Raw genomic sequence first — 25,592 nt, 5'->3', positions numbered from 1 at the left:
CGCGGCATGCGCCTGCTGCTGCTCATCGTTGCCATCGTCGCTGTCTTTCTGGCGGTCCGCACCCTGGTGCGCTCCACCAGCGCGCGCAAGGAGTCCGTCTCGCGTGACGCCCGCCCCGAACGCCTGAAGGAAGGCGGCGCGGTGATCCGCTGCGCCTACTGTGGCGTACACGTCCCGGAGGCCGAGGCCTACCGCGATGGCGATCGCCTCTACTGCTCCCCGCAACACGCCGAGATCGACCGCAACCGGCAGAATGCCGGGCCCGGTTCCGACTCGGGCGCCGACTGATCCAGCGGGAGGTCGGCATCCATGGGGGGACCCATCGCGCTTGATGCCGACACGCGCCGCTCGGCCTGGCTGTTCGCGCTCTACCGCGTCTTTGTCGCCAGCGTCCTGCTGATCCTGGGGCTGGTACCGGAGGGTCCCGCGGGGCTGCACGCCGCGGCACCGGAGATGTATCCGGCGCTCGCCGGCGGCTATCTGGTTTTTGCGCTGTTCGTCGCGGCGATGACCTGGCGCCCGGCCCGCGACCCCAACACGACCAGTCTGGCCGCTCTCGCGCTACTGGGCGGGATTGGCGACACCATCAGCCTGGTCGCGCTGGTCCTGGTCGCAGGCGGCGTGGGCACCGGCATCGGCCTGTTGCTGATCCCCGCGGTGGTGGCCGCCACCCTGCTCTCCGGCGGACGGCTGAGCCTGTCGCTGGCCGCCGTCGCTACCCTGGGTCTGCTCACGGCCGAGGCGGCGGCGATCTTCCTGCTGGACCAGGACGGCTCGGGCCTGACCCAGGCCGGACTGCTCGGCGCCACGCTCTTCGCCGCCGGGCTACTCGCCCGGCATGTCGCGCGCCGCGCAGGGGCGACCCGCGCCCAGGTCGAGCGTCAGGAAGAAGACCTGGCCAACCTCGCCGAGCTCAACGCCCAGATCATCGCGCGCATGAGCGCCGGCGTCATCGCGGTCGACCCGGATGGCGAGATCCGTTCGATCAACGAGGCCGCGCGCCGGCTGCTCCCGCCCCGCCCCGGCCGCCAGCTGGCCGAGATCTCGCCGGCGCTGGCGCAGCGGGTCGAACAATGGCAAAGCACAGGGATGCGCACGGACACGCAGCAGCTGCCGGGGGATCGTGACCAGCCCGCCCTGCAGGTCCGCCTGACCCCTCTGGGCGATCGCGGGACGCTGCTGATCCTCGAGGATCTCGCGGAGATCCAGCGCCAGGCACAGGCCAGCAAGCTGCAGGCGCTCGGCCGCCTGACCGCGAGTATAGCCCACGAGATCCGCAACCCGCTGGGCGCGATCAGCCACAGTGCCCAGCTGCTCGCCGAGTCTCCACAGCTGACCCGACCCGACCAGCGCCTGCTGACCATCATCAACAAGCAGAGCAAGCGCGTGAACGAGCTGATCTCCAACGTGCTGAGCCTGTCGCGACGCGATACCGGACAACGCGAGCGACTGAACCTGCAGGAATTTCTCGACCGTTTCGTCGACGAGTTCTGTGGCGCCCTGCAGATCCCGCGCGTCGCGCTGCACGCCAGGATCGAACCGTATGACTCCGAAGTGCTGTTCGACCCCTCGCAGCTGAATCAGGTCCTCTGGAACCTTTGCACCAACGCCCGCATACACGGGGGCCACGACCAGCCGGGCTCACCGCCGATTGTGCTGCGTGGCGGCGCCGGCCAGGTGGCACGCGTTGTCAGTCTCGATGTCCTCGACGCAGGACCCGGCATTGCGCCGGACCAGCGCTCCGACCTGTTCGAACCGTTCGTCTCGAGCAGCGGCGGGGGCTCCGGGCTGGGCCTGTACATCTCGCGCATGTTGTGCGAGAACAACGGAGCAACCTTGGAGTACGTCAGCACACCCACCGGCGGATGCTTCCGCATCCTGTTCGCCCCGACCGAAACAGTCGCGGGCAAAAGCAGCACGGAAGCATCGTCAACGGAGACCGCGAGGGAACGCGCATGAGCATTCGCCACGTCCTGGTCGTGGACGACGAACCGGACATCTGCGAACTCCTCGAGATCACCCTCTCCCGCATGGGGATCGAGGCCACCACAACCGAACGCCTGAACGGGGCGCGCGAACTGCTCGCCCAGCAGGATTTCGACCTCTGCCTGACCGACATGCGCCTGCCGGATGGCGACGGGCTGGATCTGGTGCGCCACATCCAGGGCCAGCGCCCGGACCTGCCTGTGGCCGTGATCACCGCCCACGGGAGCGTGGACACCGCCGTCCAGGCCCTGAAGCTGGGCGCATTCGACTTTGTCAGCAAGCCGGTGGACCTGCAGCAGCTGCGCGAGCTGATCGACACCGCACTGCGAATGGAACCCGCTCCTGACCTGCCCGGGACACTGAATGCCGGCACGGTCCTGGACGCCGATACCACCCGCACCGACGGCCCCTTGCTCGGACAGGCACCACCGATGCAGACCCTGCGCACGACGATCCAGAAACTGGCGCGCAGCCAGGCGCCGGTGTTCATCCGTGGCGAGTCCGGCTCCGGCAAGGAGCTGGTGGCACGCGAGATCCATCGTCTGGGGCCGCGCAGCGATCGCCCGTTCGTGCCGGTCAATTGCGGGGCGATCCCCGGCGAGTTGATGGAGAGCGAGTTCTTCGGCCACCGCAAGGGGGCCTTCACCGGGGCCACGCAGGATCACACCGGGCTGTTCCAGGCCGCCAGCGGCGGCACGCTGTTTCTCGACGAGGTCGCCGACCTGCCGCTGCCCATGCAGGTCAAGCTGCTGCGTGCAATCCAGGAGCGCGCGATCAAGCCCGTGGGGGGCACGCGCGAGATCCCGGTGGACGTGCGCCTGCTGTCGGCCACCCACCACGACCTGGAGCGCGCGGTGGCCGAGGGGCGCTTCCGTCAGGATCTCTACTACCGCCTGAACGTGATCGAACTGAAGGTCCCCGCCCTGCGGGAACGACGCGAGGACATCCCTCTGCTCGCCCAGTGCGTGCTGGCCCGGATCAGCGAGCAGTGGGGTACCGAGCCACTGGAACTGGCGCCGGACGCGCTCGAGGCCCTGGCCCGGCATCCCTTCCCGGGGAACGTGCGCGAACTGGAGAACATCCTCGAACGCGCGGCCACCCTCAGCGAGGGCCCCACGATTCACGCCGACAGCATTGACCTACCCCGTTCCGCACATGGCGAACCCTTGCCATCGGCCGAGGCCCCGGGCTTTGTACCCCCCCCGCCCCGGCGCGAGATACCGACGGCAACGGCGGACGACGTCGCCCTGGACCAGCGCCTGGCCGAGCAGGAACGCCAGGCCATCGCCACGGCGCTGCAGCAGACCGGCGGCAACCGCACGGCGGCGGCGCGCCTGCTCGGGCTCAGCTTTCGCCAGCTGCGCTACCGGCTCAAGAAGCTCGGGATCGAGTAAAAGGGACAGATCAGGCGCGGCGCGGCGGCGGGTCTGGGATCGCCGCCAGCCACTGCTCCAGTTCGAACAGAGGAAGCCCCACCACGTTGGTGTAGGACCCGGCAATCCACTCGACAAAGGCGGCACCGCGCCCCTGGATCGCGTAGGCCCCGGCCTTGCCGAGCGGCTCGCCCGTCGCCCAGTAACGCTCGATGTCGGATGGCGTCAGCGGCCGCATGCGCACGCGGGTCGTCACGGTGCATGCCCGCATGGATTCACCGGGCCGGCAAAGGGCCATGCCGGAGACCACCCGGTGCTCACCGCCGGAGAGGCGTTGCAGCATGGACTCGGCATCGGCGAAATCCACGGGCTTTCCCAGGGCCTCGTCGCCCAGCGCGACCACGGTATCCGCGGCCAGCACCCACTGCCCCGGGATGCCGCGCTCGAGGGCCGCCTCCGCCTTGGCGATGGCGAGGCGCTCGACCAGCGCCTCCGGGGACTCGCCCGGTAGCGGGGTCTCGTCCACGTCCATCGGGGCCACCTCGAAGACGAGCTGGACCTGCTCCAGCAGTTCGCGCCGGCGCGGGGAGGCAGAGGCCAGCAGCAGCGGATGCGCCACGGGCATCACGCGCGGTGGTAGGGGTGGTTGTTCAGCAGCGACCAGGCGCGGTAGAGCTGCTCGGCGACCAGCACCCGCACCAGCATGTGCGGGAAGGTCAGCGGCGACAGCGACCAGGCCCATTCCGCACGGGCGCGCACGGCCTCATCCAGCCCCGCGGCCCCGCCGATCACCAGCGCGACATCGCGTCCGTCCTGCTGCCAGTCGGCCAGGCGCCGCGCGACGCCCTTGGTGTCCACGCCCTTGCCGCGCTCGTCCAGCAGGATCACGCGGGCGCCCTCGGGGATGGCCTTCAGCAGGATCTCGCCCTCGCGCCGCAGCAGCGTGGCCGTATCCATGGACTTGGCCCCGGAGGGGCCGGCCAGGGCCTGCAGGTTCAGGTTCAGCTCACGCGGCAGGCGACCGGCGTACTCGTCGAACCCGGCCGCCACCCAGTCGGGCATGCGCTTGCCGATCGCGATCAGGTCCAGGCGCATGGCGGCGCGCGGCGGTCAGCCGCGCAGGCGGCGGACGCGCTCCAGGCTGGGGTCTTCCGGGGCGGCCTTTTCGGTATCCGCGGCCTCCTCGGCCAGCCAGAGCTTTTCCAGATTGTAGAAGTCGCGGGTCTCCGGGAGCATCACGTGGACGATCACGTCGTTCAGGTCCACCAGCACCCACTCCTGGCTCTCCTGGCCCTCGACCCCCAGCGGCTGGATACCGGCCTTCTTCGCCTCGAGCGCGACCGATTCGGCGGCCGACTGCACATGCCGCCCGGAGGTCCCGGAGGCGATCACCATGAAGTCGGCCAGTGTGGTCTTGCCGCGCACATCGATGGTGCGGATGTTCTGCGCCTTGATGTCTTCCAGCGCGGTAGTCACGAGTTCAAGCAGTTGTTCGCTGTTCATTTGTCGATCAGGTTCCGTGATGTCGTTGGGCCCCGGCCCGGTACAGGCCGTGGTCCTGAATGTAGCGGTTGACGGCCCCGGGGAGCAGAAAGCGCGGGCTGCGCCCGGCAAGCAGTTCGTCGCGGATGGCCGTGGCGGAGATATCGAGCTGGGTCACCGGCTGGAAGTACACCCGGCCCGCCGGGCTGGAGCGCAAAGCGGCCGGATCATGGGTGGCCGCGTTGCCCAGCCACCCGCCCAGCTCCTGCGAGGCGGGACTGCCCGGGCGGTGCGAAACCACGATATGGGCCAGCTCGAACAGCTGTTCCCAGCGGTTCCACGACGGCAGGCCGGCGAAGGCGTCCATGCCCATGATCAGCACCAGCGGGGCATCCGGCCCCAGCTCCTCGCGGAAGCTGAGCAGGGTATCGACCGTGTAGGAGGGCCCTTCGCGGTCCAGTTCGCGGCGGTCGGCCACGAAGCCCGGCACATCACGGATCGCCCGCTCCACCATTGCCAGGCGGTCATCGCTGCCGGTACCCGGACTCGTACGATGCGGCGGCACGTGACAGGGGATGAAATGCACCCGTTCCAGCCCCAGGTGCTGCTGAATCTCCAGGGCCGGGCGCAGGTGGCCGAAATGGATCGGGTCGAAGGTGCCGCCGAGAACCCCGATCACGCGGGAATCGCCCCAGGGAGACGCTGGTTCAATCGCGCGCAGCAGATCAGCCCCAAATCCGGCAGGCTCCTAGCTACGCACATGACCGTCGCCGAATACCACGTACTTGAGGGTAGTCAGGCCGTGCAGGCCCACCGGACCGCGCGCGTGCAGCTTGTCGGTGGAGATGCCGATCTCCGCACCCAGGCCGTACTCGAAGCCGTCGGCGAAGCGGGTGGAGGCATTCACCATCACCGAGCTGGAGTCCACCGCGCGCAGGAAACGCCGGGCCCGGGTGTAGTCCTCGGTCACGATGCTGTCGGTGTGGTGCGAACCGTACGTATTGATGTGGTCGATCGCCACGTCCAGGTCGTCGACCACGCGGATCGCGAGGATCGGGCCCAGGTATTCGGCCACCCAGTCGTCCTCGGTGGCCTCGGCGATGTCCGTCCCGCTGCCGGCGAGGATGGCGCGGGTGCGCGCACAGCCACGCAGGCTCACCTGGTGTTCCCCCAGGGCCGCCGCCAGGCGCGGCAGGAAGACCTCGGCCTGGTCCGCGTGCACCAGCAGCGTCTCCATGGTGTTGCAGGTGCCGTAGCGCTGGGTTTTGGCGTTCACCGCCACGGCCAGCGCCTTGTCGAGATCGGCCCCGCCATCCACGTACACGTGGCAGACGCCGTCCAGGTGCTTGATCACCGGGATCTGCGACTCGTTGCTGACACGCTCGATCAGGCCCTTGCCGCCGCGCGGGACGATTACGTCCACGTACTGCGGCATGCGCAGTAGCGCGCCCACCGCCGCGCGGTCGGTGGTCGGCACCACCTGCACCGCCTCGCGCGGCAGCCCGGCCTGCTCCAGCCCGGCCTGGATGATCGCGGCCAGGGCCTGATTCGAGTGCAGGGCCTCGGAGCCGCCGCGCAGGATCGCGGCGTTGCCGGACTTCAGGCACAGGGCGGCGGCGTCGATGGTCACGTTCGGGCGCGATTCGTAGATGATGCCGATCACGCCCAGTGGCACGCGCATCTGGCCCACCTGGATGCCGCTCGGCTGATAGGCCATGTCGGTGATGGTGCCCACCGGATCGGGCAGCCCGGCCACCTGGCGACAGCCCTCGATCATGGTGTCGATGCGCGCGTCGGTCAGCGCCAGGCGGTCCAGCATCGCGGCGTCCAGGCCGCGCGCGCGCCCGGCCTCCAGATCGCGGCTGTTGGCCTCCACCAGCTCGGCACGCCGCGCGGCGATACCCTCGGCGATCGCGTGAAGCGCCGCGTTCTTCGCGCCCGGCTCGGCCTCGGCCATGCGCCGCGAGGCCACGCGGGCAGCACGCCCCAGGGCTTCGACCTGGGCGATCACGTCGGCGGCAGCGGGTTCGGTCGGGTGTACGGCAGCGTTCATGCAATCAGACTCGTTCGGTGTTCAGTGCGGGCAATGGCCGGGACAACCGGCGTCCCGCCATACGGGCCACCAAGTCTAGCAACCCCTGCCGGGCGTTGCCGTTTTCCTGACCCTTGATGACCCGATCCACGCGCGCGGCCTCGCCCAGCAGCCCGCGCGCCGCCGGCAGGCTCAGCCGCGACATCGCCTGGCGCAGGGCCTTCTGGCCGTCTCCGAAGCTGCCCTGAAAGGCCTCGCGATCCGGCGCCCCGGCCGCCTTGCGCTCCATCGCCTGCACCAGCAGCCGGCATTCGCGCGCCAGCGCCCAGAGGATCAGGGGCTCCGGCTGTCCCTCGTCCAGCAGCCCCTCCAGCATGCGCAGGGCATGTCGGGCATCGCCGCGCAGTGCGGTCGGGGCCAGGGCAAACAGCTCGAAGCGCGCGGCGTCGGTGGTGGCTTCGGCCAGCACGGCCTCGTCGATGTCGGTCACGCCCGCCAGCGCCAGCTTCTCGATCTCCTGGCGCGCGGCCAGCAGATTGCCCTCGATGCGCGAGACCAGCAGCGCCAGCGCCGGATCCGTGATCGTCAGGCCATGGCGCTGCAGGCGGGCGCGAACCCACGGACCCAGCTGGGATGGCGGGATCGGACGCGCGTGCAGCACCACCGCACGGTTCTCCAGCGCCTTGAACCAGGCTGCCCGGCGCATGTCCCGATCCGGCCGCGGGAGCTGCAACAGCAGCACGAGATCGTCCTGGGGATCGGCCGCATAGGCCTTCAGGTGATCGCCACCTACCTTGCCCGGCTTGCCAGTGGCCAGGCGCAGGTCCAGCACGCTGCGCTCGGCGAACAGGGACCGGTCGCGGATCGCGGACTCGAACGGCGCCCAGTCGGACTGCGCGGTCATGTCCAGCACGGTCCGTTCCAGATAGCCCTGGTCGCGGGCCGCCGCACGGATCGCATCGGCCGCCTCGATCGCCTGCAATGGCTCCTCGGCCAGCAGCAGGTAGATCGGCGCCACGCCGCGCGCCAGATCCTGTTCCAAGCGGGCGAGATCCTGGGCCATCAGTCGGTAGGTTCTCCAGTCATCGGCTGGTCATCCTCGAACTCGACATCCGTGCGCAACTGCCCGTCGGCTCCGATCACCGCCTGAATACGACGCTGCAGCTGGCTGACGATATCCCGGTTCATTGCCTCGCGCAGGGTCTCCTCGCGCTCGGAACGGCTGAGCACCGCCGAGCCGTCGAACAGATAGATCCGGCTTGCGTGCAACGTGCCCAGATCCACAGCCTCGCCGTCCACCGGGCGCAGGCGCACCTCCACCGACCGGATCAGTTCGTACTCCGCGACCCGTGCCGCGTCGGTCACCGACAGCGTGCGCCGACGGTCGCGCACGGAGCGCACATCCAGGGTGGCGCCCTGCCCCTCGGGGCGCTGATCGACCACCTCGACCCCGGCCGAGCCGAAGGCCACCGCCAGCTCGCGGTACAGGGAATCACGTGGGTTCACACCGGTGATCTGCACCGGGGCCAGGGCCTCCGGCCAGTCCATGCTGCCGCGCAGCTGGAAGCCGCAGGCGGCCACGGAGACCGCCAGCCACACCACCAGCCCTGCGCGCAGCAGCGCGCTCATTGCGGCTTCACCACGAAGTTCACCAGGCGCCCGGGCACCACGATCACCTTCACCACGTTCTGTCCCTCGATGTGCCGCTGCACGTTCTCGTCACCGCGCGCGGTGGCCTCGATCGCGTCCTTGTCGGCACCGGCGGGGACCGCGATCTCGGCGCGGCGCTTGCCGTTCACCTGCACCGCCAGGGTCTCCTGCGCGGCCTGGCGCGCGGCCTCGTCGACCGTCGGCCAGGCGGTGGTCGCGACCAGCTCGTCATGGCCCAGCGCGCGCCACAGCATCTCGGTCACATGCGGGATGATCGGCGCCAGCATGCGCACGATGCCCTCCAGGGCCTCCTGGCGCACGGCCGCGGCCCGGGCCGCATCCTTCGGGAATTTTCCGAGATCGTTCAGCAGCTCCATGTTCGCGGCCACCGCCGTGTTGAAGGTCTGGCGCCGCCCGATGTCGTCAGTCACCTTGGCGATGGTGTCGTGCAGCTTGCGCCGCAACTCGCGCCCGGCGTCGTCCAGCGCGTCCACATCCAGCGCACCCGGCGCATCGCCGTTCACGTGCTCGTGCACCGCCCGCCACAGGCGCTTGATGAAGCGCTGCGCGCCCTCGACGCCGGAGTCGGACCACTCCAGCGACAGGTCCGGCGGCGCGGCGAACATGGTGAACAGCCGCGCGGTGTCGGCACCGAAGCGCTCGATCAGCGCCTGCGGGTCCACGCCGTTGTTCTTCGACTTGGACATCTTCTCCATGCCGCCCACGACCACCGGCTGGCCGTCCTCGCGGTGGCGCGCGGCCTTCACGGCGCCGTCCTCCGCGCGTTCCAGCTCGACATCGGCCGGATTGATCCAGTCCTTCCCGCCGTCACCGCGTTCGCGGTAGAAGGTCGGCGCGATCACCATCCCCTGGGTCAGCAGCCGGGTGAATGGCTCGTCGGATGCCACCAGGCCCTCGTCACGCAGCAGCTTGTGGAAGAAGCGCGCATACAGCAGATGCAGCACCGCGTGCTCGATGCCGCCGACGTACTGATCCACCGGCAGCCAGTGGTCGGCGCGCGGGTCCAGCATCGCGCTGCCATTGTCCGCGCAGGCGTAGCGGGCGAAGTACCAGCTGGATTCGAAGAAGGTGTCGAAGGTGTCGGTCTCGCGCCGCGCCGCCTTGCCGCATTCCGGGCAGGTTGCCTCGAAGAACTCGGGCATGCGCGCCAGCGGCGAGCCGGCGCCGTCCGGGATCACGTCCTCCGGCAGGCGCACCGGCAGGTCGGCTTCCGGCACCGGCACCGCCCCGCAGTCGTCGCAGTGGATCACCGGGATCGGGCAGCCCCAGTAGCGCTGGCGCGAGATGCCCCAGTCGCGCAGGCGATAGTTGCGCCGGCGCCGGCCCAGCCCGGCCTGTTCCAGGTGTTCGGCGATCGCGGCCTTGGCCGCCTCGGAGGCCTGCCCGTCGAAGTCGCCCGAGTTCACCAGCACGCCGGGGCCGGTGAAGGCCGCGGTCTGTACGTCGCACTCGGCACCGTCGGCGGGGGCAATCACCTGCCGGATCGGCAGACCGTATTGCGTGGCGAACTCGTGGTCGCGTTCGTCGTGTGCCGGCACCGCCATCACTGCGCCGGTGCCGTATTCCATCAGCACGAAGTTGGCGACCCAGACCGGGACCTCCGCTCCGGTCAGCGGGTGGCGGGCGGTAAAGCCCAGCGACCGGCCCTTCTTCTCCATGGTCGCCAGATCGGCCTCGGCCACCCCGCCCTGCGCGCAGTCGGCGACGAACGCGGCCAGTTCGGCATCGTTCTCCGCCAGCGCCTGCACCCGCGGGTGCTCGGGGGCCAGCGCCATGTAGGAGACGCCGAACAAGGTGTCCGGGCGCGTGGTGTAGACAGTAAGCGGCTCGCCGCCATCCACTGCGAATTCCAGCTCCACGCCCTCGGAACGCCCGATCCAGTTGCGCTGCATGGTGCGCACCTGGTCCGGCCAGCCGTCCAGCCCGTCCAGGGCCTCCAGCAGCTCGTCGGCGTAGTCGGTGATGCGCAGGAACCACTGCGGCATCTCGCGGCGCTCGACCAGCGCGCCGGAGCGCCAGCCGCGGCCCTCGATCACCTGCTCGTTGGCGAGCACGGTCTGGTCCACCGGGTCCCAGTTCACGGTCGCCTTCTTGCGGTAGACCAGGCCCTTCTTCAGCAGGCGCACAAACAGCCACTGTTCCCAGCGGTAGTAGTCGGCATCGCAGGTCGCGAACTCGCGCGACCAGTCATAGGCGAAGCCCAGGCGCTTGAGCTGGGTGCGCATCTGCTCGATGTTCTGGCGGGTCCAGGCGGCCGGCGGGACGTGGTTCTGCATCGCCGCGTTCTCCGCCGGCAGGCCGAAGGCATCCCAGCCCATCGGCTGCAGCACGCTCCTGCCCTGCATGCGCTGGAAGCGCGCGATCACGTCCCCGATGGTGTAGTTGCGCACATGCCCCATGTGCAGCTTGCCCGACGGGTAGGGGAACATGGACAGGCAGTAGAACGGCTCGCCGGGGGCGTCCTCGCGCGCGCGGAAGCAGTCGGCCTCCTCCCACTGGCGCTGTACCTGCGCCTCGATCACCTCCGGGGAATACTGCTCCTGCATGCGCCTCACCTGTGCCTTTATCGCGGGAAACAAAGAACTGCGCAGAATACCAGCCGCCCGTACCCCCTCCAAGCAAACGACGCTGACCGGGGCACCCGGGCAACCCGCCGGTTTTCGAGACGGGCTTCAAAAAATGACCGGAACCACTGCGCATCACGACAGACGGAATCAGTGAGCCCACGAAAAAGTCCCAAGGAGTTGAGGACATGAGTGAGGAAAAGGACGAAATCCCCGTTGTGAAGCGCGCCTATCCCGAAGACCTGGGCGAAGTCGAAAGAGAACACACACCCGAGACCGAGAGTCCCGCAATCCGCACAGTGGAGCCCGACCATCTCGGGACCTGGCTGGGCAAGGGCTGGCGAGACCTCTGGAAAACACCCGTGGCCCTGATACACGGCCTGGTCATCGCCATCGTCGGCCTGGTGCTGCTGGGAATGTCATGGAACCAGCCCTGGATGGCCTTTTCCTTCCTGGCCGGCTTCCTGTTCCTGGGGCCGGTGCTCGCCGTCGGCGTGAACTACCTGGCGATGGAACGCGAACAGGGCCATTCCACTGGCGCAGGCCTCGGCTGGCTTACCCATCTGGGGGGATCGGTCTGGGTATTCGCCCTGCTGCTGGCCCTGATCTTCGTTATCTGGGCGAGCTTCGTCTGGATGTGGGTCGCCGTGCTGAATATCGGCGAACTGGGTGTGACCGGGCAGTTGCATCACCTGGTGGGCACCATGCTGACCACCGGCTCCGGGATCATCTCCCTGATCGGGGTAGTCGTGGCCGCCGTGGTGTTCGGGCTCATAGTCTTCGTACTGAGCCTCGTCACCTTGCCCGCCATGATCGATCACCGCGCCCGCGAGGAGGCCCCGCAGACCACGCTGGTCGACGCGATCGGGATGAGCCTGAAGGCCTTCAACCACAACCGGGGCACGCTGATCCTGTGGGGGCTGATCATTACCACCCTGTTCGTGATCTCGGTGGCCACGGCCTTGCTGGCACTGATCGTGATCTTCCCGTGGCTCGGCTTTGCGATGTGGCACGGCTACCGGGATCTGGTCGAAACTGCGTAAAAAGGCTCTAATCCTTGGGAGGGGGGCAACCGCCCCTCCCCAACAATCGACGGAGGAATCGATGAGCGAAGAACGCAGGGACGAGGAACGCGAGAACCGACTGAGCAGCGCCTACCACCGGATGCTGCACGAGGTCACCGAAGATCTCGAAAAACTGGAGGACAAGACCAGCAAGGCGATCACCGAGACACTGGAAAACGCCCGCGACCGCGTACAGAAGGCCAGCGACCTCACGCGCGAGGAGGCCCACGAGGTCATGGACTATCTGCGCCGCGACCTGCAGGACCTGGGGGCTTACCTGGACAGCCGCAGCGAGGACTGGCGCGGCTGGCTGCGGATCGACCTCGGGCTGATCGAGGCCAGTGTTCTCAATGCGCTGGAGCGCATCGCCGACAGGACTCGCATCGAGATCACCGAGTTGACCGCCCGCGCCCAGGTGATGGGCGAATGGCACACCGGCGAGATCACTGGCCCCGGCGAGCTGTTGTGCAAGAAATGCGGCCATGCACTGCACATGACCAAGGTCGCGCGCATTCCGCCCTGCTCCAACTGCCATAACACGACCTTTCGCCGTGGCCCGGGCGCCAGCGAGACCGCAGAGGCCTAGGAGCCGATCAGTCCCAGGTCCGACAGGCTCATAGTCCAGCGGAAACGTCAGACCGACTGTGACCGGGTGCGGCGACCCACCGCCGCACCCAGCACCACCAGTACCAGCGCAGCCAGCACCGCCGGGCCCTCGCCCAGCGCGGCGGCGGGGGTCAGCCCGGTGCGCGGCTCCAGCGTCCCGCGGACCACCTCGCGGGTAAACAGACCCGAGCGTTCCAGGATACGGCCATCGGCATCGATCAGCGCCGAGATGCCCGTGTTGGTCGAACGCACCATCGGGCGCCCGGTCTCCACCGCGCGCACCCGGGCAATCTGCAGGTGCTGGGCCGGGGCCAGGCTGTCGCCGAACCAGGCGTCGTTGGAGACGTTGACCAGGAATCCGGCCTCCGGCAGTGCCGCGCGAATGTGACGGGAATAGGCGGACTCGTAGCAAATACTGACCCCGGCGGTCGTCCCGGCCATCTCCATGCGGCCATCGCCCCTGCCCGGGGAGAGGTCCGACATCGGGATCTGCAGCAGCCGGTCCAGCCAGGCCAGGCGATCGCGCAGCGGGATGTACTCGCCAAAGGGCACCAGCTGGCGCTTGTTGTAGCCCACGCCACTGCCGACATGCACCACCGAGTTGAAGACATCCCGCCCCTCGGCCTCGTAATCGAAGATACCGACCACCAGCTCGCCACCGGCCTCGGCGAGCTCGCTCGCAATGCCTTCCAGAGGACGGTGAACCTCGGTATAGAACGCCGGTATCGCGGTCTCCGGCCAGACGATCAACGCATCCCCGACGGCCTCGCGGGTCAACTCCTGATAGATATCCAGCGAATACTCGATCCCGTCCGGGGCCCATTTGCGGGCCTGGTCGATGTTGCCCTGCACCATCGCGACCGGGATCTCCTCGCCGGTGGGCTCCACCCAGCGCACGAGCCCCAGTGCCAGCGATGCGATCACCACCGTGACGGCCAGCCCTGCTCCCAGCCAGCGCTTTCCCGGCAGAAATACACTGACCACGGCCACCGCGAGCAACGCGACCATCAGCCCGGCGCCCAGCTCCCCGGCCAGGGGCAGCCAGCCCTGCAGTGGGGTGTCCAGCACCGTGTGCCCGAACAGCAGCCAGGGGAAGCCCGAGAACAGCCAGGACCGGGCCAGTTCCATCAGCACCACACCCCCGGCCAGGGCCAGCAGCCCGGCTGGTCGCGTCAGCGGCAGAAAACGGGCGGCCAGCCCCGCGAGCAGGGCCGGATAAAGGGCCATCATCAGTACGAAGAGCACGGTGATGAACGAGGCCACCACCAGGGGGGCCTGCCCGAATACCAGCAGGCTGTTGAAGATCCAGGTCACGCCGGCCCCGAAGAACCCGAGCCCGAAGGCATAGCCGGTCCAGGCGGCCTGCCGCGGCGGTGCGTCGATCAGCAGGCCAAACCAGACGGCCAGCCCCAGGGGCGCGGCCAGGAACCAGCCGACCGGGGCAAAGGCGAGGGTCGCCCCCGCCCCTGAGACCAGGGCCAGCACTGTGATGGCCCAGGCAGGCAGACGCTCGGCCAGTGGCTGCATCAGGCCCCCTTGTGCTCGCCGCTGTCGGTCGGCTGGCCCTCGAAGGTCTGGCCAGAGTCATCCGAGACCGGGATCACGTCGGGCTCCGGCAGGCGCATCTCCAGCAGATGCAGGCGGCGGTTGTCCGCGCGCAGCACACGAAAGCGCATCCCGTCGATCACAATCTGCTCACCACGTCGCGGCACATGGCCGAAGTGCGACAGCACCAGTCCGCCGATGGTGTCGAAGTCGTCCTCGCTGTAGGCGGTCTGGAAGTAGGCGTTGAACTCCTCCATCGGCGTCAGCGCCTTGATGGTGTAGCGCCCGCCGGGGTGCTGCATGATCTGGGTCAGGTAGTCCTCGACATCGTGCTCGTCCTCGATCTCGCCGACGATCTGCTCCAGCACGTCCTCGATGGTCACCAGCCCGGCCACGCCACCGTACTCGTCCACCACGATCGCCATGTGGTTGCGGCTCAGGCGGAACTCCTTCAGCAGCACGTTCAGGCGCTTGCTCTCCGGCACGAACACCGCCGGGCGCAGGATCTCCTGCATGTCGAAGGCGGCATCGTCGGGCTCGCCGAAAAAGCGCAGCAGGTCCTTGGCCAGCAGGACACCGACGACCTCGTCGCGGTGGTCCCCGACCACCGGCAGGCGCGAGTGCGCGGAGGCGACCACGTCCGGCAGGAACTCGGACAGGCGCGCGTCGCGGCGGACGACCTCCATCTGCGCACGCGGGATCATGATGTCGCGCACCTGCATGTCGGCCACGTTGAGCACGCCCTCGAGCATGGTCAGGGCCTCCGGGTCGACCAGCTCGCGACCGTGCGCATCGCGCAGCGTCTCGATCAATTCGGGGCGGGTGGCAGGGTCGCGGCGCGGCCACAGGCGCGTCTTCGCGCGCTCCAGCCAGCGCCGCCAGGTAGGTTGCTCGTCGGGTACGGGTTCAGGCATTGGGGACGGTTCCGGTGGCGGGCGCGCTTGGGTCACGGGCCGGAGAGCCGGTCTGATAGGGGTCGGGATAGCCTAACCCGGCCAGGATCGAGCGCTCAACGGCCTCCATCGCCTCGGCCTCGCCGGGTTCCTGGTGATCCATGCCCTGCAGATGCAGCAGCCCATGCACCACCATGTGATTGTAATGGGCCCGCAGGGACTTGCCCTGCTCGGCCGCCTCGCGCGCGAGCACCGGCGCACAGAGCACGATATCGCCGAGATAGTGCGGCTCGCCCGCCGCCATCGCGGGCAGATCGGGGGCGGGGAAGGACAATACGTTGGTGGCGTAGGCACGCCCGCGAAAGCCCCGGTTCAGTTCCAGGCCTTCGTCGGCATCCACCACGCGCAGGGTTACGCGGGCCCGGCCGGCCCCGCGCCATGCGGCGCGCGCGGCCCGGTGCAGGGTAACGGCGGACGGGATCCCCCGACGCGGCAGGGCATACTGGACCACGACCTCAAGCGTCGCCATCGCCTCGGGGTCCGCCCTCCTGTGCCGCGTCATCCTCGTGTGCGTCGTAGGCCTCGACGATGCGCTGCACCAGCGGGTGGCGCACCACATCGCCCGCCTGGAACCGCGTAATGCTCACCCCCTCCACGCCCTGCAGAATCTGCATCGCGTGCTTCAGGCCCGAACGCTGGCCGCGCGGCAGATCCACCTGGGTGATATCGCCATTGACGACCGCCGTGGAACCAAAGCCGATCCGGGTGAGGAACATCTTCATCTGCTCGACGGTGGTGTTCTGTGCCTCGTCGAGGATGATGAAGGCCTCGTTCAGCGTGCGCCCGCGCATGTAGGCCAGCGGGGCCACCTCGATCACCTGGCGCTCCATCAGACGCGCGGTCTGGTCGAAGCCCATCAGTTCATACAGGGCGTCGTACATCGGGCGCAGGTAGGGGTCGATCTTCTGCGCGAGATCGCCAGGCAGGAAACCCAGGCGCTCGCCCGCCTCCACCGCCGGACGCACCAGCACCAGGCGCTGCACGCGGTCCTGCTCCAGCGCCGCGACAGCGGCGGCCACCGCGAGAAAGGTCTTGCCGGTCCCGGCGGGCCCAATCCCGAAGCTCAGGTCATGCTGCTGGATCGAGGCCAGGTAGCGGCTCTGGCGCGGACCACGGCCCCGGATCACCGCGCGCTTCAGACGCAAGGCGGGATCGGCGGCGGCCGGCTCGGCCTCCGCCAACCCTTCCATGTGCGCGGTCTGCAGTGCCGTATGCACCTGCTCCAGGCTGACCGGTTCCTCCTGCGCCATGCGGTGGAGGTCGTGAATCAGCGCGCCGGCGGCCTGTACCGCGGCCTTCGGCCCGGTCAGGTTGAAGCGCGGCCCGCGATTGTGCACGGCTACGCCCAGGCGCGACTCGATCAGGCGCAGATGGGCATCCAGCGGACCGGACAGACGCGCCAGCGTCTCCTGGTCCCCCGGCTCCAGGGTGAAATCCAGACGATTACTCATCAATCAGGCGCCGACGGCGGCGGGCATCGCCCGCTCGACCGCACGGCCGCGCAGGGAATGCGCCAGGGCCTCGGTGATCTCGACCGGGATCATCTGTCCGATCAGGCTGGGGTCGCCCGCGAAGTTCACGATGCGGTTGTTTGCCGTGCGCCCGGCCAGTTCGCCCGGATTGCGCTTGGCCGGGCCCTCGATGAGGACCGACTCGATGTTGCCGACCATGGCCTGGTTGCGCTCGCGCCCGTGCTGTTCGATCAGGGCCTGCAGCTCGGCCAGGCGAGCCTTCTTGGTAGCCAGCGGCACGTCGTCCGGCAGCGAGGCCGCTGGCGTACCCGGACGGGCGCTGTAGATGAAGCTGAAGGAGAAGTCGAAGTGCAGCTCCTCGATCAGCTTCATGGTCGCCGCGTGGTCGGCGTCCGTCTCGCCGGGGAAGCCGACGATGAAGTCGGAGGACAGGTCCAGGTCCGGACGCGCCTCGCGCAGGCGGCGGATCTTGGACTTGTATTCCAGAATCGTGTGGCCACGCTTCATCTGCGCCAGGATGCGGTCGGAACCGCTCTGTACCGGCAGGTGCAAGTGGCTGACCAGCTTGGGCTCGTCGGCATAGGCCTGGATCAGCGAATCGGAAAACTCCACCGGATGCGAGGTGGTAAAACGGATGCGCTCGATCCCGTCCACCGCGGCGACGTAGTGGATCAGCAGCGCGAGGTCGGCGGTGTCACCGTCTTCCATCGGCCCGCGGTAGGCATTCACGTTCTGCCCCAGCAGGTTGATCTCCTTGACCCCCTGCCCGGCCAGCGCCACGACCTCGGCGATCACGTCGTCGAACGGCCGGCTGATCTCGTCACCGCGGGTATAGGGCACCACGCAGAAGCTGCAGTACTTGGAACAGCCCTCCATCACCGAGACGAACGCGGTCGGGCCATCGGCCTTCGGCTCGGGCAGGCGGTCGAACTTTTCGATCTCGGGGAAGGAGATGTCCACCACCGGCGCCCGCTCGCGGCGCACCGACTGGATCATCGCCGGCAGGCGGTGCAGGGTCTGCGGCCCGAACACCAGATCCACGTAGGGCGCGCGCTCGCGCAGGGCGTCGCCCTCCTGGCTGGCGACACAGCCGCCAACCCCGATGATCACCTCCGGTCGGCGCTCCTTGATCTGGCGCCAGCGCCCCAGCAGCGAGAACACCTTCTCCTGTGCCTTCTCGCGGATGGAGCAGGTGTTCATCAGCAGGAGATCGGCCTGCTCGGGGTCATCGGTACGCTCCGCCCCGTGCAGCTCGCGCAGCGCGTCGAGCATGCGGTCGGAGTCGTACTCGTTCATCTGACACCCGTGCGTCTGGATGTAGACCTTGCGGATCATGCGTGCGTACTTGTGTTGGTGGACGTCGGGGACATCCCTTTAGAACGGGACGTCGTCGTCATCGAAGGCGCCACCGGAGACCGGGGCGCTGCTGCGGTTGCCGCCCTGCTGGCCGCCACCGCCATAGGCATTGCCGCCGCCATAGCCCGGGTCCTGGTCGAACCCGCCGCCACCGCCACCACCACGACCGCCGATCAACTGCATGTCGTTGGCGACCACCTCGGTGCTGTAGCGGTCATTGCCGGACTGGTCCTGCCACTTGCGGGTCTGGATCTTGCCCTCGATATAGACCTGCGAGCCCTTGGACAGGTACTGCGCGGCGATGTCGGCCAGACGCCCGAACATCACCACCCGGTGCCATTCGGTGTTCTCGCGCTTCTCGCCGGAGTTCTTGTCGGTCCACTGCTCCGAGGTGGCCAGACGCAGATTGGTCACGGTAACCCCGTTGGGGGTCTCGCGCTTTTCCGGGTCGGCCCCGAGATTACCGAGCAGGATGACTTTGTTGACGCCGCGGGCCATGGGAACTCCTTAGTGTCTGACGCCTTGTGCAGGGCGCGGGAAACGAACCGTTAAGGAAACACTGATCAATGTACACGCTCGCGTTGGTACCCCAGGTTTTCCGAGACAAGGCGCGTCGTGCAGCGGGTAGTGGTTCTACCCGCAAGCGGCGCAACGCAGGATCGGGGAACCTGGGGTGCCAACCCCGAAGGGGCTCGGCCGCCCGTTGTAATCAAAAACTGGCATGCGCACGGCGTTGCGGCTCCCTTGTGCAGAATGACTGCACGGCAGTCACCGCGCCTTGTTCGCACGCAAAAGCGACTCGAGCGCAAGCGCGTACATTGGTCAGTGTTTCCTTAATTGTAGCAGGGCGCCCGCGAGCCGGCAGCGCCCGTTTGCGGTATTGCCACAAACGCCGATGGCACTGCTCAACCCCCGCGCGCGGCCACCCCATCGGGGGGCTGCGCCAGCCAGGCCACCAGGGCCTCCGTATCCGGCCCGCCGGGATCGACCTTGAGGTACAGCGACCGCGCATCGGGCGACAGCGCCACCTCCACGATGCCGGGCCAGCCCGCCAGCGCGAAGCGCAGCTCGGCCTCGCGCCCCGCCCAGTGGGCGGGAATCCCCAGTACACGGTTGGATCGATAGCGTGGCTGCATGCGCCAGGCGACCACAAACCAGATCAGCAGCAGGGGGACGGAGGCAAGAAAGACACCGGCGGGCCCCGTAAGGGTCAGCACGCCACCCCCGACCACGCCCCCGGCGAAGATTCCCAGGAACTGCGCCGTGGCAAAGCCGCCCATGGCCGTCCCCTTGTGCGCGACCGGCGCCTCCCGCGCGACCAGGGACGGCAGCCCGGCCTCCAGCAGATTGAAGGCGGCGAAAAACGCCACCATCAGACCCACAAAAAGCCACATACCCATGCCATTGAAGAGGACCAGCGCCAGCAGGAGCTGGACCAGCACGAGCAGGGCAATCGCCCCGCGCATCACCGTATGCACCCGTCGGCGGCGCTCGCCCAGGATGATCCCCGGCAGCATCAGGGCAAAGCCCGCCAGCAGCACCGGGACATAAAAGCGCCAGTGCTCGGCGCCGGCCAGCCCCAGGTACTCGACCAGCAGCAGCGGGATCACGAGGAAATTGGCCGCCAGCACCAGGTGCAGCACGAAGATGCCGAGATTCAGGCGCAGCAGCTCCGGTTCGCGCAGCACCTGCGGCAGCGCGGACCACATGGGGACCATGTCCGGGTGCTGCCGCGAGCGCTCCGGGTTGGGCACCCAGAACAGCAGGATCACGATCGCCAGCACCCCGAGCAATGCGGACAGGCCGAAGACCCCGCTCAACCCGGCCGCGCGATCGACGACCGGCCCCAGCGCCATCGAGGCGGTAAAGGTCAGCCCGATGGTCAGTCCGATCACCGCGAGTGCGCGCATACGTCGCTCCTCGCCCACCAGATCGGCGGTCAGCGCGAGGATCACCGCGGCCACCGCCCCGGCGCCCTGCAGCGCCCGCCCCAGGATCACCCCGTGCACGGTCTCCGCCAGGGCCGCGACCAGACTCCCGAGCACGAAGAGCACGAGCCCGCCGAGGATCAGTGGCTTGCGGCCCAGCCGGTCGGACAACAGACCAAACGGAATCTGCAGCAGGGCCTGGGTCAGGCCGTAGATCCCCAGCGCCAGCCCCATCAGGAGCGGGGTCGCACCCGCGAGCGCGTCCAGGTGCAGCATGAACACCGGCAGCACCATGAACAGACCGGCCATGCGCACGCCATAGATGGCCGCGAGCCCGGAGGTCGCGCGCAGCTCGCGGGGCGTCATGCCGGTGGAATCCGCAGGGAAGGACGGGCTGTCATGCGTGCCGAGTTTACCGGCAACAACGCCACGGAAACCATGGCGGCGATCGCCGCAGTGTTACCATGAGCGGTTTGCGCCTCAGGGCAGTCTGCCGGGCGCATCTTGCACAACCAGGTGGAGTCGATACCGATCCATGGACAGCATCAGCATCCGCGGGGCCCGCACCCACAACCTGAAGAACATCGATCTCGACCTGCCGCGCGACCGGCTGATCGTGATCACGGGCGTGTCCGGCTCCGGCAAGTCGTCGCTGGCCTTCGACACCCTGTTTGCCGAGGGGCAACGCCGCTACGTAGAGAGCCTGTCCACCTACGCCCGCCAGTTCCTGTCGATGATGGAAAAGCCGGACGTGGACCAGATCGAGGGCCTGTCGCCGGCGATCTCCATCGAACAGAAGAGCACCTCGCACAACCCGCGCTCCACGGTCGGCACCATCACCGAGATCTACGACTACCTGCGCCTCCTGTTCGCGCGCGCCGGCGAGCCGCGCTGCCCGGAACACGGCGAGACCCTGGCCGCCCAGACCATCTCGCAGATGGTGGATCAGGTGCTGGATCTGCCCGAGGGCGAGAAGGTGATGCTGCTGGCCCCGATCGTGCGCGGACGCAAGGGCGAGCACCACAAGCTGCTGGAGTCCATGCGCGCCCAGGGCTACCTGCGCGCCCGCATCAATGGCGAGATCCACGACCTCGATGCCCTGCCCGCGCTGGATGCCAAGCGCAAGCACAACATCGAGATCGTGATCGACCGTTTCAAGGTCCGCGAGGACCTGCGCCAGCGCCTGGCCGAGTCCTTCGAGACGGCGACCGAGCTGGCCGACGGGCTGGCGCTGATCGCCTGGATGGACGAGCCCGAACGCGAGCCCATGATTTTTTCCGCGCGCTATGCCTGCCCCGTCTGCGGCTATGCGCTGCGCGAGCTGGAGCCCCGGCTGTTCTCGTTCAACAACCCGGCCGGCGCCTGCCCCACCTGTGATGGCCTCGGCGTGCGCCAGTACTTCGACCCGGAGCGGGTGGTCTCGCAACCCGAACTGAGTCTGGCTGGCGGGGCGGTGCGTGGCTGGGACCGGCGCAATGCCTGGTACTTCAGTCTGCTGAACAGCCTGGCCCGGCATTACGGCTTTGACGTCGAGAGCCCCTGGCAGGAGCTGCCGGCCGAGGTCCGCGCCGTGGTGCTGCACGGCTCCGGCAAGGACAAGGTCAAGCTGTCGACCCCGGCCGCGAATGGCCGCCTGCGCACGGACGAGCGCGTGTTCGAAGGGGTGATCCCGAACCTGGAACGGCGCTACCGCGAGACCGACTCCGCAGCCGTACGCGAGGAACTGGGGCGCTACCTGGCCGAACAGGCCTGCCCCGAGTGCCACGGCACGCGCCTGAACTCCGCGGCGCGCCACGTGTTCGTCAGCGACCTCACGCTGCCCGAGGTCACGCACATGAGCGTGGCCGATGCCCGGGCCTTCTTCGGCGAGCTGCGCCTGCCGGGACGCTTCGCCCAGATCGCAGAGAAGATCGTGCGCGAGATCGGCGCGCGCCTGGGATTCCTGAACGATGTCGGGCTCGACTATCTGACCCTGGATCGCTCCGCCGACACGCTGTCGGGCGGCGAGGCCCAGCGTATCCGGCTGGCGTCACAGATCGGGTCGGCCCTGGTGGGGGTGATGTACATCCTCGATGAGCCGTCGATCGGCCTGCACCAGCGCGACAACGAGCGCCTACTGAAGACGCTTTGTCACCTGCGGGATCTCGGCAACACGGTGGTGGTCGTCGAGCACGACGAGGATGCGATCCGTGCCGCCGATCATGTGGTCGATATCGGCCCCGGTGCGGGCCGTCATGGTGGGCAGATCGTCGCCGCCGGCACCCCCGACGAGGTGGCCCGCACACCGGATTCACTGACTGGGGCCTATCTCACCGGGACACGCGCGATCGCCGTCCCGGAGAAGCGCGTCGAACCGGACCCCGAGCGCGAGATCCGCGTGATCGGCGCGCGCGGCAACAACCTGAAGGGCGGCGACTTCGCGTTCCCGACGGGCCTGCTCACCTGTGTCACCGGCGTCTCCGGATCCGGCAAATCGACCCTGGTCAACAATACGCTCTACCCGGCCGTCGCCGTGGCCCTGCATGGCGGGCGCCACACGATCGCGCCGCACGAGCGCATCGACGGCCTCGAGCTAATCGACAAGGTCGTCGACATCGACCAGAGCCCGATCGGCCGCACCCCGCGCTCGAACCCCGCGACCTACACCGGCCTGTTCACGCCGATCCGTGAGCTGTTTGCCGCCACCGCCGAGGCCCGCTCGCGCGGCTACAAGCCCGGTCGCTTCTCGTTCAACGTGCGCGGCGGCCGCTGCGAGGCTTGCCAGGGCGACGGCGTGATCAAGGTGGAGATGCACTTCCTGCCGGATGTCTTCGTCCCCTGCGACGTCTGCAAGGGCAAGCGCTACAACCGCGAGACCCTGGAGGTCCGCTACAAGGGCAAGAGCATCCACGAGGTACTGGAGATGACGGTCGAGGAGGCCCTGGAGTTCTTCCAGCCCGTCCCAGTGATCCATCGCAAGCTCGAGATGCTGATGGAGGTCGGACTGTCCTACATCCAGCTCGGCCAGAACGCCACCACCCTGTCCGGTGGCGAGGCCCAGCGCATCAAGCTGGCGCGCGAGCTGTCCAAACGCGATACCGGCCGCACCCTGTACATCCTCGACGAGCCCACCACCGGCCTGCATTTCGAGGACATCGCCCAGCTCTTGCGAGTACTCCACCGCCTGCGCGACCACGGCAATACGATCGTCGTGATCGAACACAACCTCGATGTGATCAAGACTGCCGACTGGCTGATCGACATTGGACCAGAGGGCGGTAGCGGCGGTGGCGAGCTGTTGGTGGCCGGCACCCCCGAGGCGGTCGCCAGTACCCCGCGCAGCCACACAGGCCGCTTTCTGGCGCCCTTGCTCGATACACGCCAGAATCGAGTCGCATCCGCCTGATACTTCGCCGGGGGAGTTTGCCTTCCCCCAGACGCAAAAAAGCCGGCCCAAGAGGCCGGCTTTTTAATGCGCGAGCAGTCGCCTATCAGGCGGCTTCGCCGTTCTCCTGATCTGCACTCGGCTCCGGCCGATCGACCAGCTCGACATACGCCATCGGCGCGTTGTCGCCTGCGCGGTTCCCGCACTTCAGGATGCGCAGGTAGCCACCCGGCCGACCCTCGTAGCGCGGACCCAGCTCGGTGAACAGCTTGCCCACGATCTCCTTGTCACGAAGGCGGGCGAACGCCGTACGACGACCGTGCACGCTGTCTTCCTTCGCGAGGGTGATCAGCGGCTCGGCCACACGGCGAAGCTCTTTGGCCTTCGGCAGCGTGGTCTTGATCAGTTCGTGCCGGAACAGGGCCACGGACAGGGCCTGAAAAGTGGCCTTGCGGTGCGAGCTGTTACGGCCCAGCTGACGGCCGGAATGACGATGACGCATGAGAGATTTCCTCTGAAATACGGTTGGCGCGAAGCGCCGTGATTACTCGTTGTCGTCGCGCAGACCCGGCGGCGGCCAGTTCTCGAGACGCATCCCGAGCGACAGACCGTGAGTGGCCAGCGTGTCCTTGATCTCGGTCAGCGACTTCTTGCCCAGGTTGGGCGCACGCAGCAGCTCAACCTCGGTACGCTGGACCAGATCACCAATGTAGTACAGGTTCTCCGCCTTCAGGCAGTTCGCCGAACGCACGGTCAGTTCCAGCTCGTCCACCGGACGCAGCAGGATCGGATCGATCGCGCCAGCGGTCGTGCCCGGCACCTCGCCCGTCTCTTCCTGGAGATCGACGAACGGGGCCAGCTGACCCTGCAGGATCGTCGCCGCCTGACGCACCGCGTCATCCGGTGCGATCGCACCATTCGTTTCCAGCTCCAGCACCAGGCGATCCATGTCGGTGCGCTGCGCCAGACGGGCGCTCTCGACACGGTAGGCGACACGGCGGATCGGGCTAAAGCTGGCATCCAGCAGCAGCCGGCCAATGCCGGTCTCGTCACCTTCGGCCTGACGTCGAGTACTCACCGGCTCGTAGCCGCGCCCGGCACGGGCGGTCAGGGTCATGTCGATTTCTACATTCTTGGTGATCGTCGCGATCACATGTTCCGGGTTCACGACTTCGACATCGTGATCCACGGTGATGTCACCGGCGGTCACCACGCACGGGCCCTTTTTCTTCAGGCTCAGCGTCGACTCTTCGCGGCTGTGCATGCGCAGCGCCACACCCTTCAGGTTCAGCAGGATGTCGACCACGTCTTCCTGCACACCTTCGATCGCGGTGTACTCGTGCAGCACGCCCTCGATACGGGCCTCGACGATCGCGGCACCCGGGATCGACGACAGCAGCACGCGGCGCAGGGCGTTGCCCAGCGTATGACCGAAGCCCCGCTCGAGCGGCTCCAGCGCGACCTTGGCCTGGTTCCGATTCTCGGCCTCGACCTCGATCTGTTGTTTCTTGACCAGTTCGTTGGACTGCATGGTGTCTCCTGGCGGAAGGCCGCTATACGGTTACTTCGAGTACAGCTCGACGACGAGCGACTCGTTGATGTCGGCGGGCAGGTCGGAGCGGTCCGGGATCGCCTTGAAGGTGCCCTCGAACTTGCTCGTGTCCACTTCCACCCAGGACGGAAAACCGCTCTGCTCGGCCAGGGTCATGGAATCCTGGATACGCACCTGCTTGCGTGCCTTCTCGCGAATGCTGACGACGTCGGACGGCTGCACCTGGTAGGCGGCGATATTCACCACCTGACCATTGACCAGCACCGCGCGGTGCGAGACCAGCTGACGCGCCTCGGACCGGGTGCTGCCGAAGCCCATGCGATAAACGACGTTGTCCAGACGGCCTTCCAGCAGCTTCAGCAGGTTTTCACCCGTGGAGCCCTTGCGCTGAGCGGCCTTCTTGTAATAGTTGCGGAACTGCTTTTCCAGCACCCCGTAGATACGGCGCAGCTTCTGCTTTTCGCGCAGCTGCACGGCGTAATCGGACAGGCGGGTACGGCGTTCGCCGTGCTGCCCCGGGGCTTTGTCCAGCTTGCACTTGGTCTCCAGCGCGCGCGCCCGGCTCTTCAGCCCCAGGTCCACGCCTTCGCGGCGACTCAACTTGCATTTCGGTCCAATGTAACGAGCCATTCTTGAACTCCAGC

The 25,592-nt window shown here is 68.0% G+C and carries 24 protein-coding genes; 6 read left to right on the top strand and 18 right to left on the bottom strand.

The annotated features are described in order from the left end of the window. Positions 1-6 precede the first annotated feature (6 nt). From F468_RS0105340 to F468_RS0105330, 3 genes are read left to right on the top strand one after another with little or no spacing between them, the layout of a single operon-like run. A complete protein-coding gene (locus F468_RS0105340; protein ID WP_018994721.1) occupies positions 7-288 on the top strand; it encodes a PP0621 family protein in 282 nt (93 codons plus the stop codon). Positions 289-309: 21 nt separating this feature from the next. Then, positions 310-1,959 carry a PAS domain-containing sensor histidine kinase gene (locus tag F468_RS0105335; RefSeq protein ID WP_018174542.1) on the top strand — a complete coding sequence of 550 codons (1,650 nt, stop codon included), beginning with the start codon at positions 310-312 and terminating at the stop codon, positions 1,957-1,959. Beyond that, positions 1,956-3,380, top strand: a complete 1,425-nt coding sequence (locus F468_RS0105330; protein WP_018994720.1) for a sigma-54 dependent transcriptional regulator — start codon at positions 1,956-1,958, stop codon at positions 3,378-3,380. Before F468_RS0105335 ends, F468_RS0105330 begins: the two co-directional genes overlap by 4 nt. 10 nt (positions 3,381-3,390) lie before the next feature. On the opposite strand, the gene F468_RS0105325 is transcribed toward F468_RS0105330, so the two are convergent. From F468_RS0105325 to leuS, 8 genes are all read right to left on the bottom strand, one after another. Next, entirely contained in the window at positions 3,391-3,984 is a 594-nt protein-coding gene (locus F468_RS0105325; protein WP_018994719.1) for a nucleoside triphosphate pyrophosphatase, read from the bottom strand. Next, positions 3,984-4,454, bottom strand: coding sequence for a 23S rRNA (pseudouridine(1915)-N(3))-methyltransferase RlmH (rlmH, locus tag F468_RS0105320; protein ID WP_018174539.1), 471 nt, complete (start codon positions 4,452-4,454; stop codon positions 3,984-3,986). The genes F468_RS0105325 and rlmH overlap by 1 nt, the downstream gene beginning before the upstream one ends. A gap of 15 nt (positions 4,455-4,469) precedes the next feature. After that, positions 4,470-4,862 (bottom strand): ribosome silencing factor, encoded by a 393-nt coding sequence (gene rsfS, locus F468_RS0105315; RefSeq protein ID WP_018138175.1) that lies wholly within the window; start codon positions 4,860-4,862, stop codon positions 4,470-4,472. Between the two features lie 7 nt (positions 4,863-4,869). Then, on the bottom strand, positions 4,870-5,520 hold the full coding sequence (gene nadD, locus F468_RS0105310) for a nicotinate-nucleotide adenylyltransferase (protein ID WP_018174538.1): 651 nt from the start codon (positions 5,518-5,520) through the stop codon (positions 4,870-4,872). A gap of 69 nt (positions 5,521-5,589) precedes the next feature. Next, positions 5,590-6,894, bottom strand: a complete 1,305-nt coding sequence (locus F468_RS0105305) for a glutamate-5-semialdehyde dehydrogenase (protein WP_018994718.1) — start codon at positions 6,892-6,894, stop codon at positions 5,590-5,592. A 4-nt stretch (positions 6,895-6,898) separates the two neighbouring features. Continuing rightward, a complete protein-coding gene (gene holA, locus F468_RS0105300; protein ID WP_018138178.1) occupies positions 6,899-7,936 on the bottom strand; it encodes a DNA polymerase III subunit delta in 1,038 nt (345 codons plus the stop codon). Then, positions 7,936-8,502, bottom strand: coding sequence for an LPS assembly lipoprotein LptE (lptE, locus tag F468_RS0105295; protein ID WP_018994717.1), 567 nt, complete (start codon positions 8,500-8,502; stop codon positions 7,936-7,938). Before lptE ends, holA begins: the two co-directional genes overlap by 1 nt. Beyond that, positions 8,499-11,090, bottom strand: coding sequence for a leucine--tRNA ligase (gene leuS, locus F468_RS0105290; RefSeq protein WP_018994716.1), 2,592 nt, complete (start codon positions 11,088-11,090; stop codon positions 8,499-8,501). The genes lptE and leuS overlap by 4 nt, the downstream gene beginning before the upstream one ends. A 206-nt stretch (positions 11,091-11,296) precedes the next feature. Between leuS and F468_RS0105285 the strand changes: the two genes are divergently transcribed. Beyond that, positions 11,297-12,151 (top strand): DUF2189 domain-containing protein, encoded by an 855-nt coding sequence (locus tag F468_RS0105285; RefSeq protein ID WP_018138181.1) that lies wholly within the window; start codon positions 11,297-11,299, stop codon positions 12,149-12,151. A 61-nt stretch (positions 12,152-12,212) separates the two neighbouring features. Beyond that, on the top strand, positions 12,213-12,758 hold the full coding sequence (locus tag F468_RS0105280; RefSeq protein ID WP_018138182.1) for a zinc ribbon-containing protein: 546 nt from the start codon (positions 12,213-12,215) through the stop codon (positions 12,756-12,758). Between the two features lie 47 nt (positions 12,759-12,805). Here F468_RS0105280 and lnt read toward each other — a convergent pair whose 3' ends face one another. The 7 genes from lnt to F468_RS0105245 all read right to left on the bottom strand — a co-directional run bounded on the left by lnt (position 12,806) and on the right by F468_RS0105245 (position 20,398). Next, complete coding sequence (lnt, locus tag F468_RS0105275; RefSeq protein WP_018138183.1) at positions 12,806-14,305, bottom strand: apolipoprotein N-acyltransferase; 1,500 nt, start codon at positions 14,303-14,305, stop codon at positions 12,806-12,808. Beyond that, on the bottom strand, positions 14,305-15,237 hold the full coding sequence (locus tag F468_RS0105270) for an HlyC/CorC family transporter (RefSeq protein WP_018138184.1): 933 nt from the start codon (positions 15,235-15,237) through the stop codon (positions 14,305-14,307). Before F468_RS0105270 ends, lnt begins: the two co-directional genes overlap by 1 nt. Further along, on the bottom strand, positions 15,230-15,745 hold the full coding sequence (gene ybeY / locus F468_RS0105265) for an rRNA maturation RNase YbeY (RefSeq protein WP_018138185.1): 516 nt from the start codon (positions 15,743-15,745) through the stop codon (positions 15,230-15,232). Before ybeY ends, F468_RS0105270 begins: the two co-directional genes overlap by 8 nt. Next, positions 15,732-16,727 (bottom strand): PhoH family protein, encoded by a 996-nt coding sequence (locus F468_RS0105260; RefSeq protein WP_018138186.1) that lies wholly within the window; start codon positions 16,725-16,727, stop codon positions 15,732-15,734. The genes ybeY and F468_RS0105260 overlap by 14 nt, the downstream gene beginning before the upstream one ends. Positions 16,728-16,730: 3 nt before the next feature. Further along, complete coding sequence (gene miaB / locus F468_RS0105255) at positions 16,731-18,083, bottom strand: tRNA (N6-isopentenyl adenosine(37)-C2)-methylthiotransferase MiaB (RefSeq protein WP_018138187.1); 1,353 nt, start codon at positions 18,081-18,083, stop codon at positions 16,731-16,733. Between the two features lie 39 nt (positions 18,084-18,122). Then, positions 18,123-18,602 carry a single-stranded DNA-binding protein gene (gene ssb, locus F468_RS0105250; RefSeq protein WP_018138188.1) on the bottom strand — a complete coding sequence of 160 codons (480 nt, stop codon included), beginning with the start codon at positions 18,600-18,602 and terminating at the stop codon, positions 18,123-18,125. 407 nt (positions 18,603-19,009) lie between these two features. Continuing rightward, positions 19,010-20,398, bottom strand: coding sequence for an MFS transporter (locus F468_RS0105245; RefSeq protein ID WP_018994715.1), 1,389 nt, complete (start codon positions 20,396-20,398; stop codon positions 19,010-19,012). A gap of 169 nt (positions 20,399-20,567) precedes the next feature. On the opposite strand from F468_RS0105245, the gene uvrA reads away from it, so the two are divergent. After that, positions 20,568-23,417: an excinuclease ABC subunit UvrA gene (uvrA, locus tag F468_RS0105240; protein WP_018994261.1), complete on the top strand. Its 2,850-nt coding sequence runs from the start codon at positions 20,568-20,570 to the stop codon at positions 23,415-23,417. Positions 23,418-23,502: 85 nt separating this feature from the next. On the opposite strand, the gene rplQ is transcribed toward uvrA, so the two are convergent. The 3 genes from rplQ to rpsD are packed head-to-tail and all read right to left on the bottom strand — an operon-like array spanning position 23,503 to position 25,578. Then, positions 23,503-23,898 (bottom strand): 50S ribosomal protein L17, encoded by a 396-nt coding sequence (gene rplQ / locus F468_RS0105235; protein WP_018138191.1) that lies wholly within the window; start codon positions 23,896-23,898, stop codon positions 23,503-23,505. A 42-nt stretch (positions 23,899-23,940) separates the two neighbouring features. Further along, positions 23,941-24,927: a DNA-directed RNA polymerase subunit alpha gene (gene rpoA, locus F468_RS0105230; RefSeq protein ID WP_012983507.1), complete on the bottom strand. Its 987-nt coding sequence runs from the start codon at positions 24,925-24,927 to the stop codon at positions 23,941-23,943. 30 nt (positions 24,928-24,957) lie between these two features. Next, on the bottom strand, positions 24,958-25,578 hold the full coding sequence (gene rpsD / locus F468_RS0105225; protein WP_012983508.1) for a 30S ribosomal protein S4: 621 nt from the start codon (positions 25,576-25,578) through the stop codon (positions 24,958-24,960). Positions 25,579-25,592: the final 14 nt, after the last annotated feature.

Source organism: Thioalkalivibrio sp. ALJ2 (assembly GCF_000378325.1).
Classification (GTDB): Bacteria; Pseudomonadota; Gammaproteobacteria; order Ectothiorhodospirales; family Ectothiorhodospiraceae; genus Thioalkalivibrio.
Note: the sequence above shows the minus strand (reverse complement) of the source record. Positions and strands in the feature narration are given on the sequence as shown.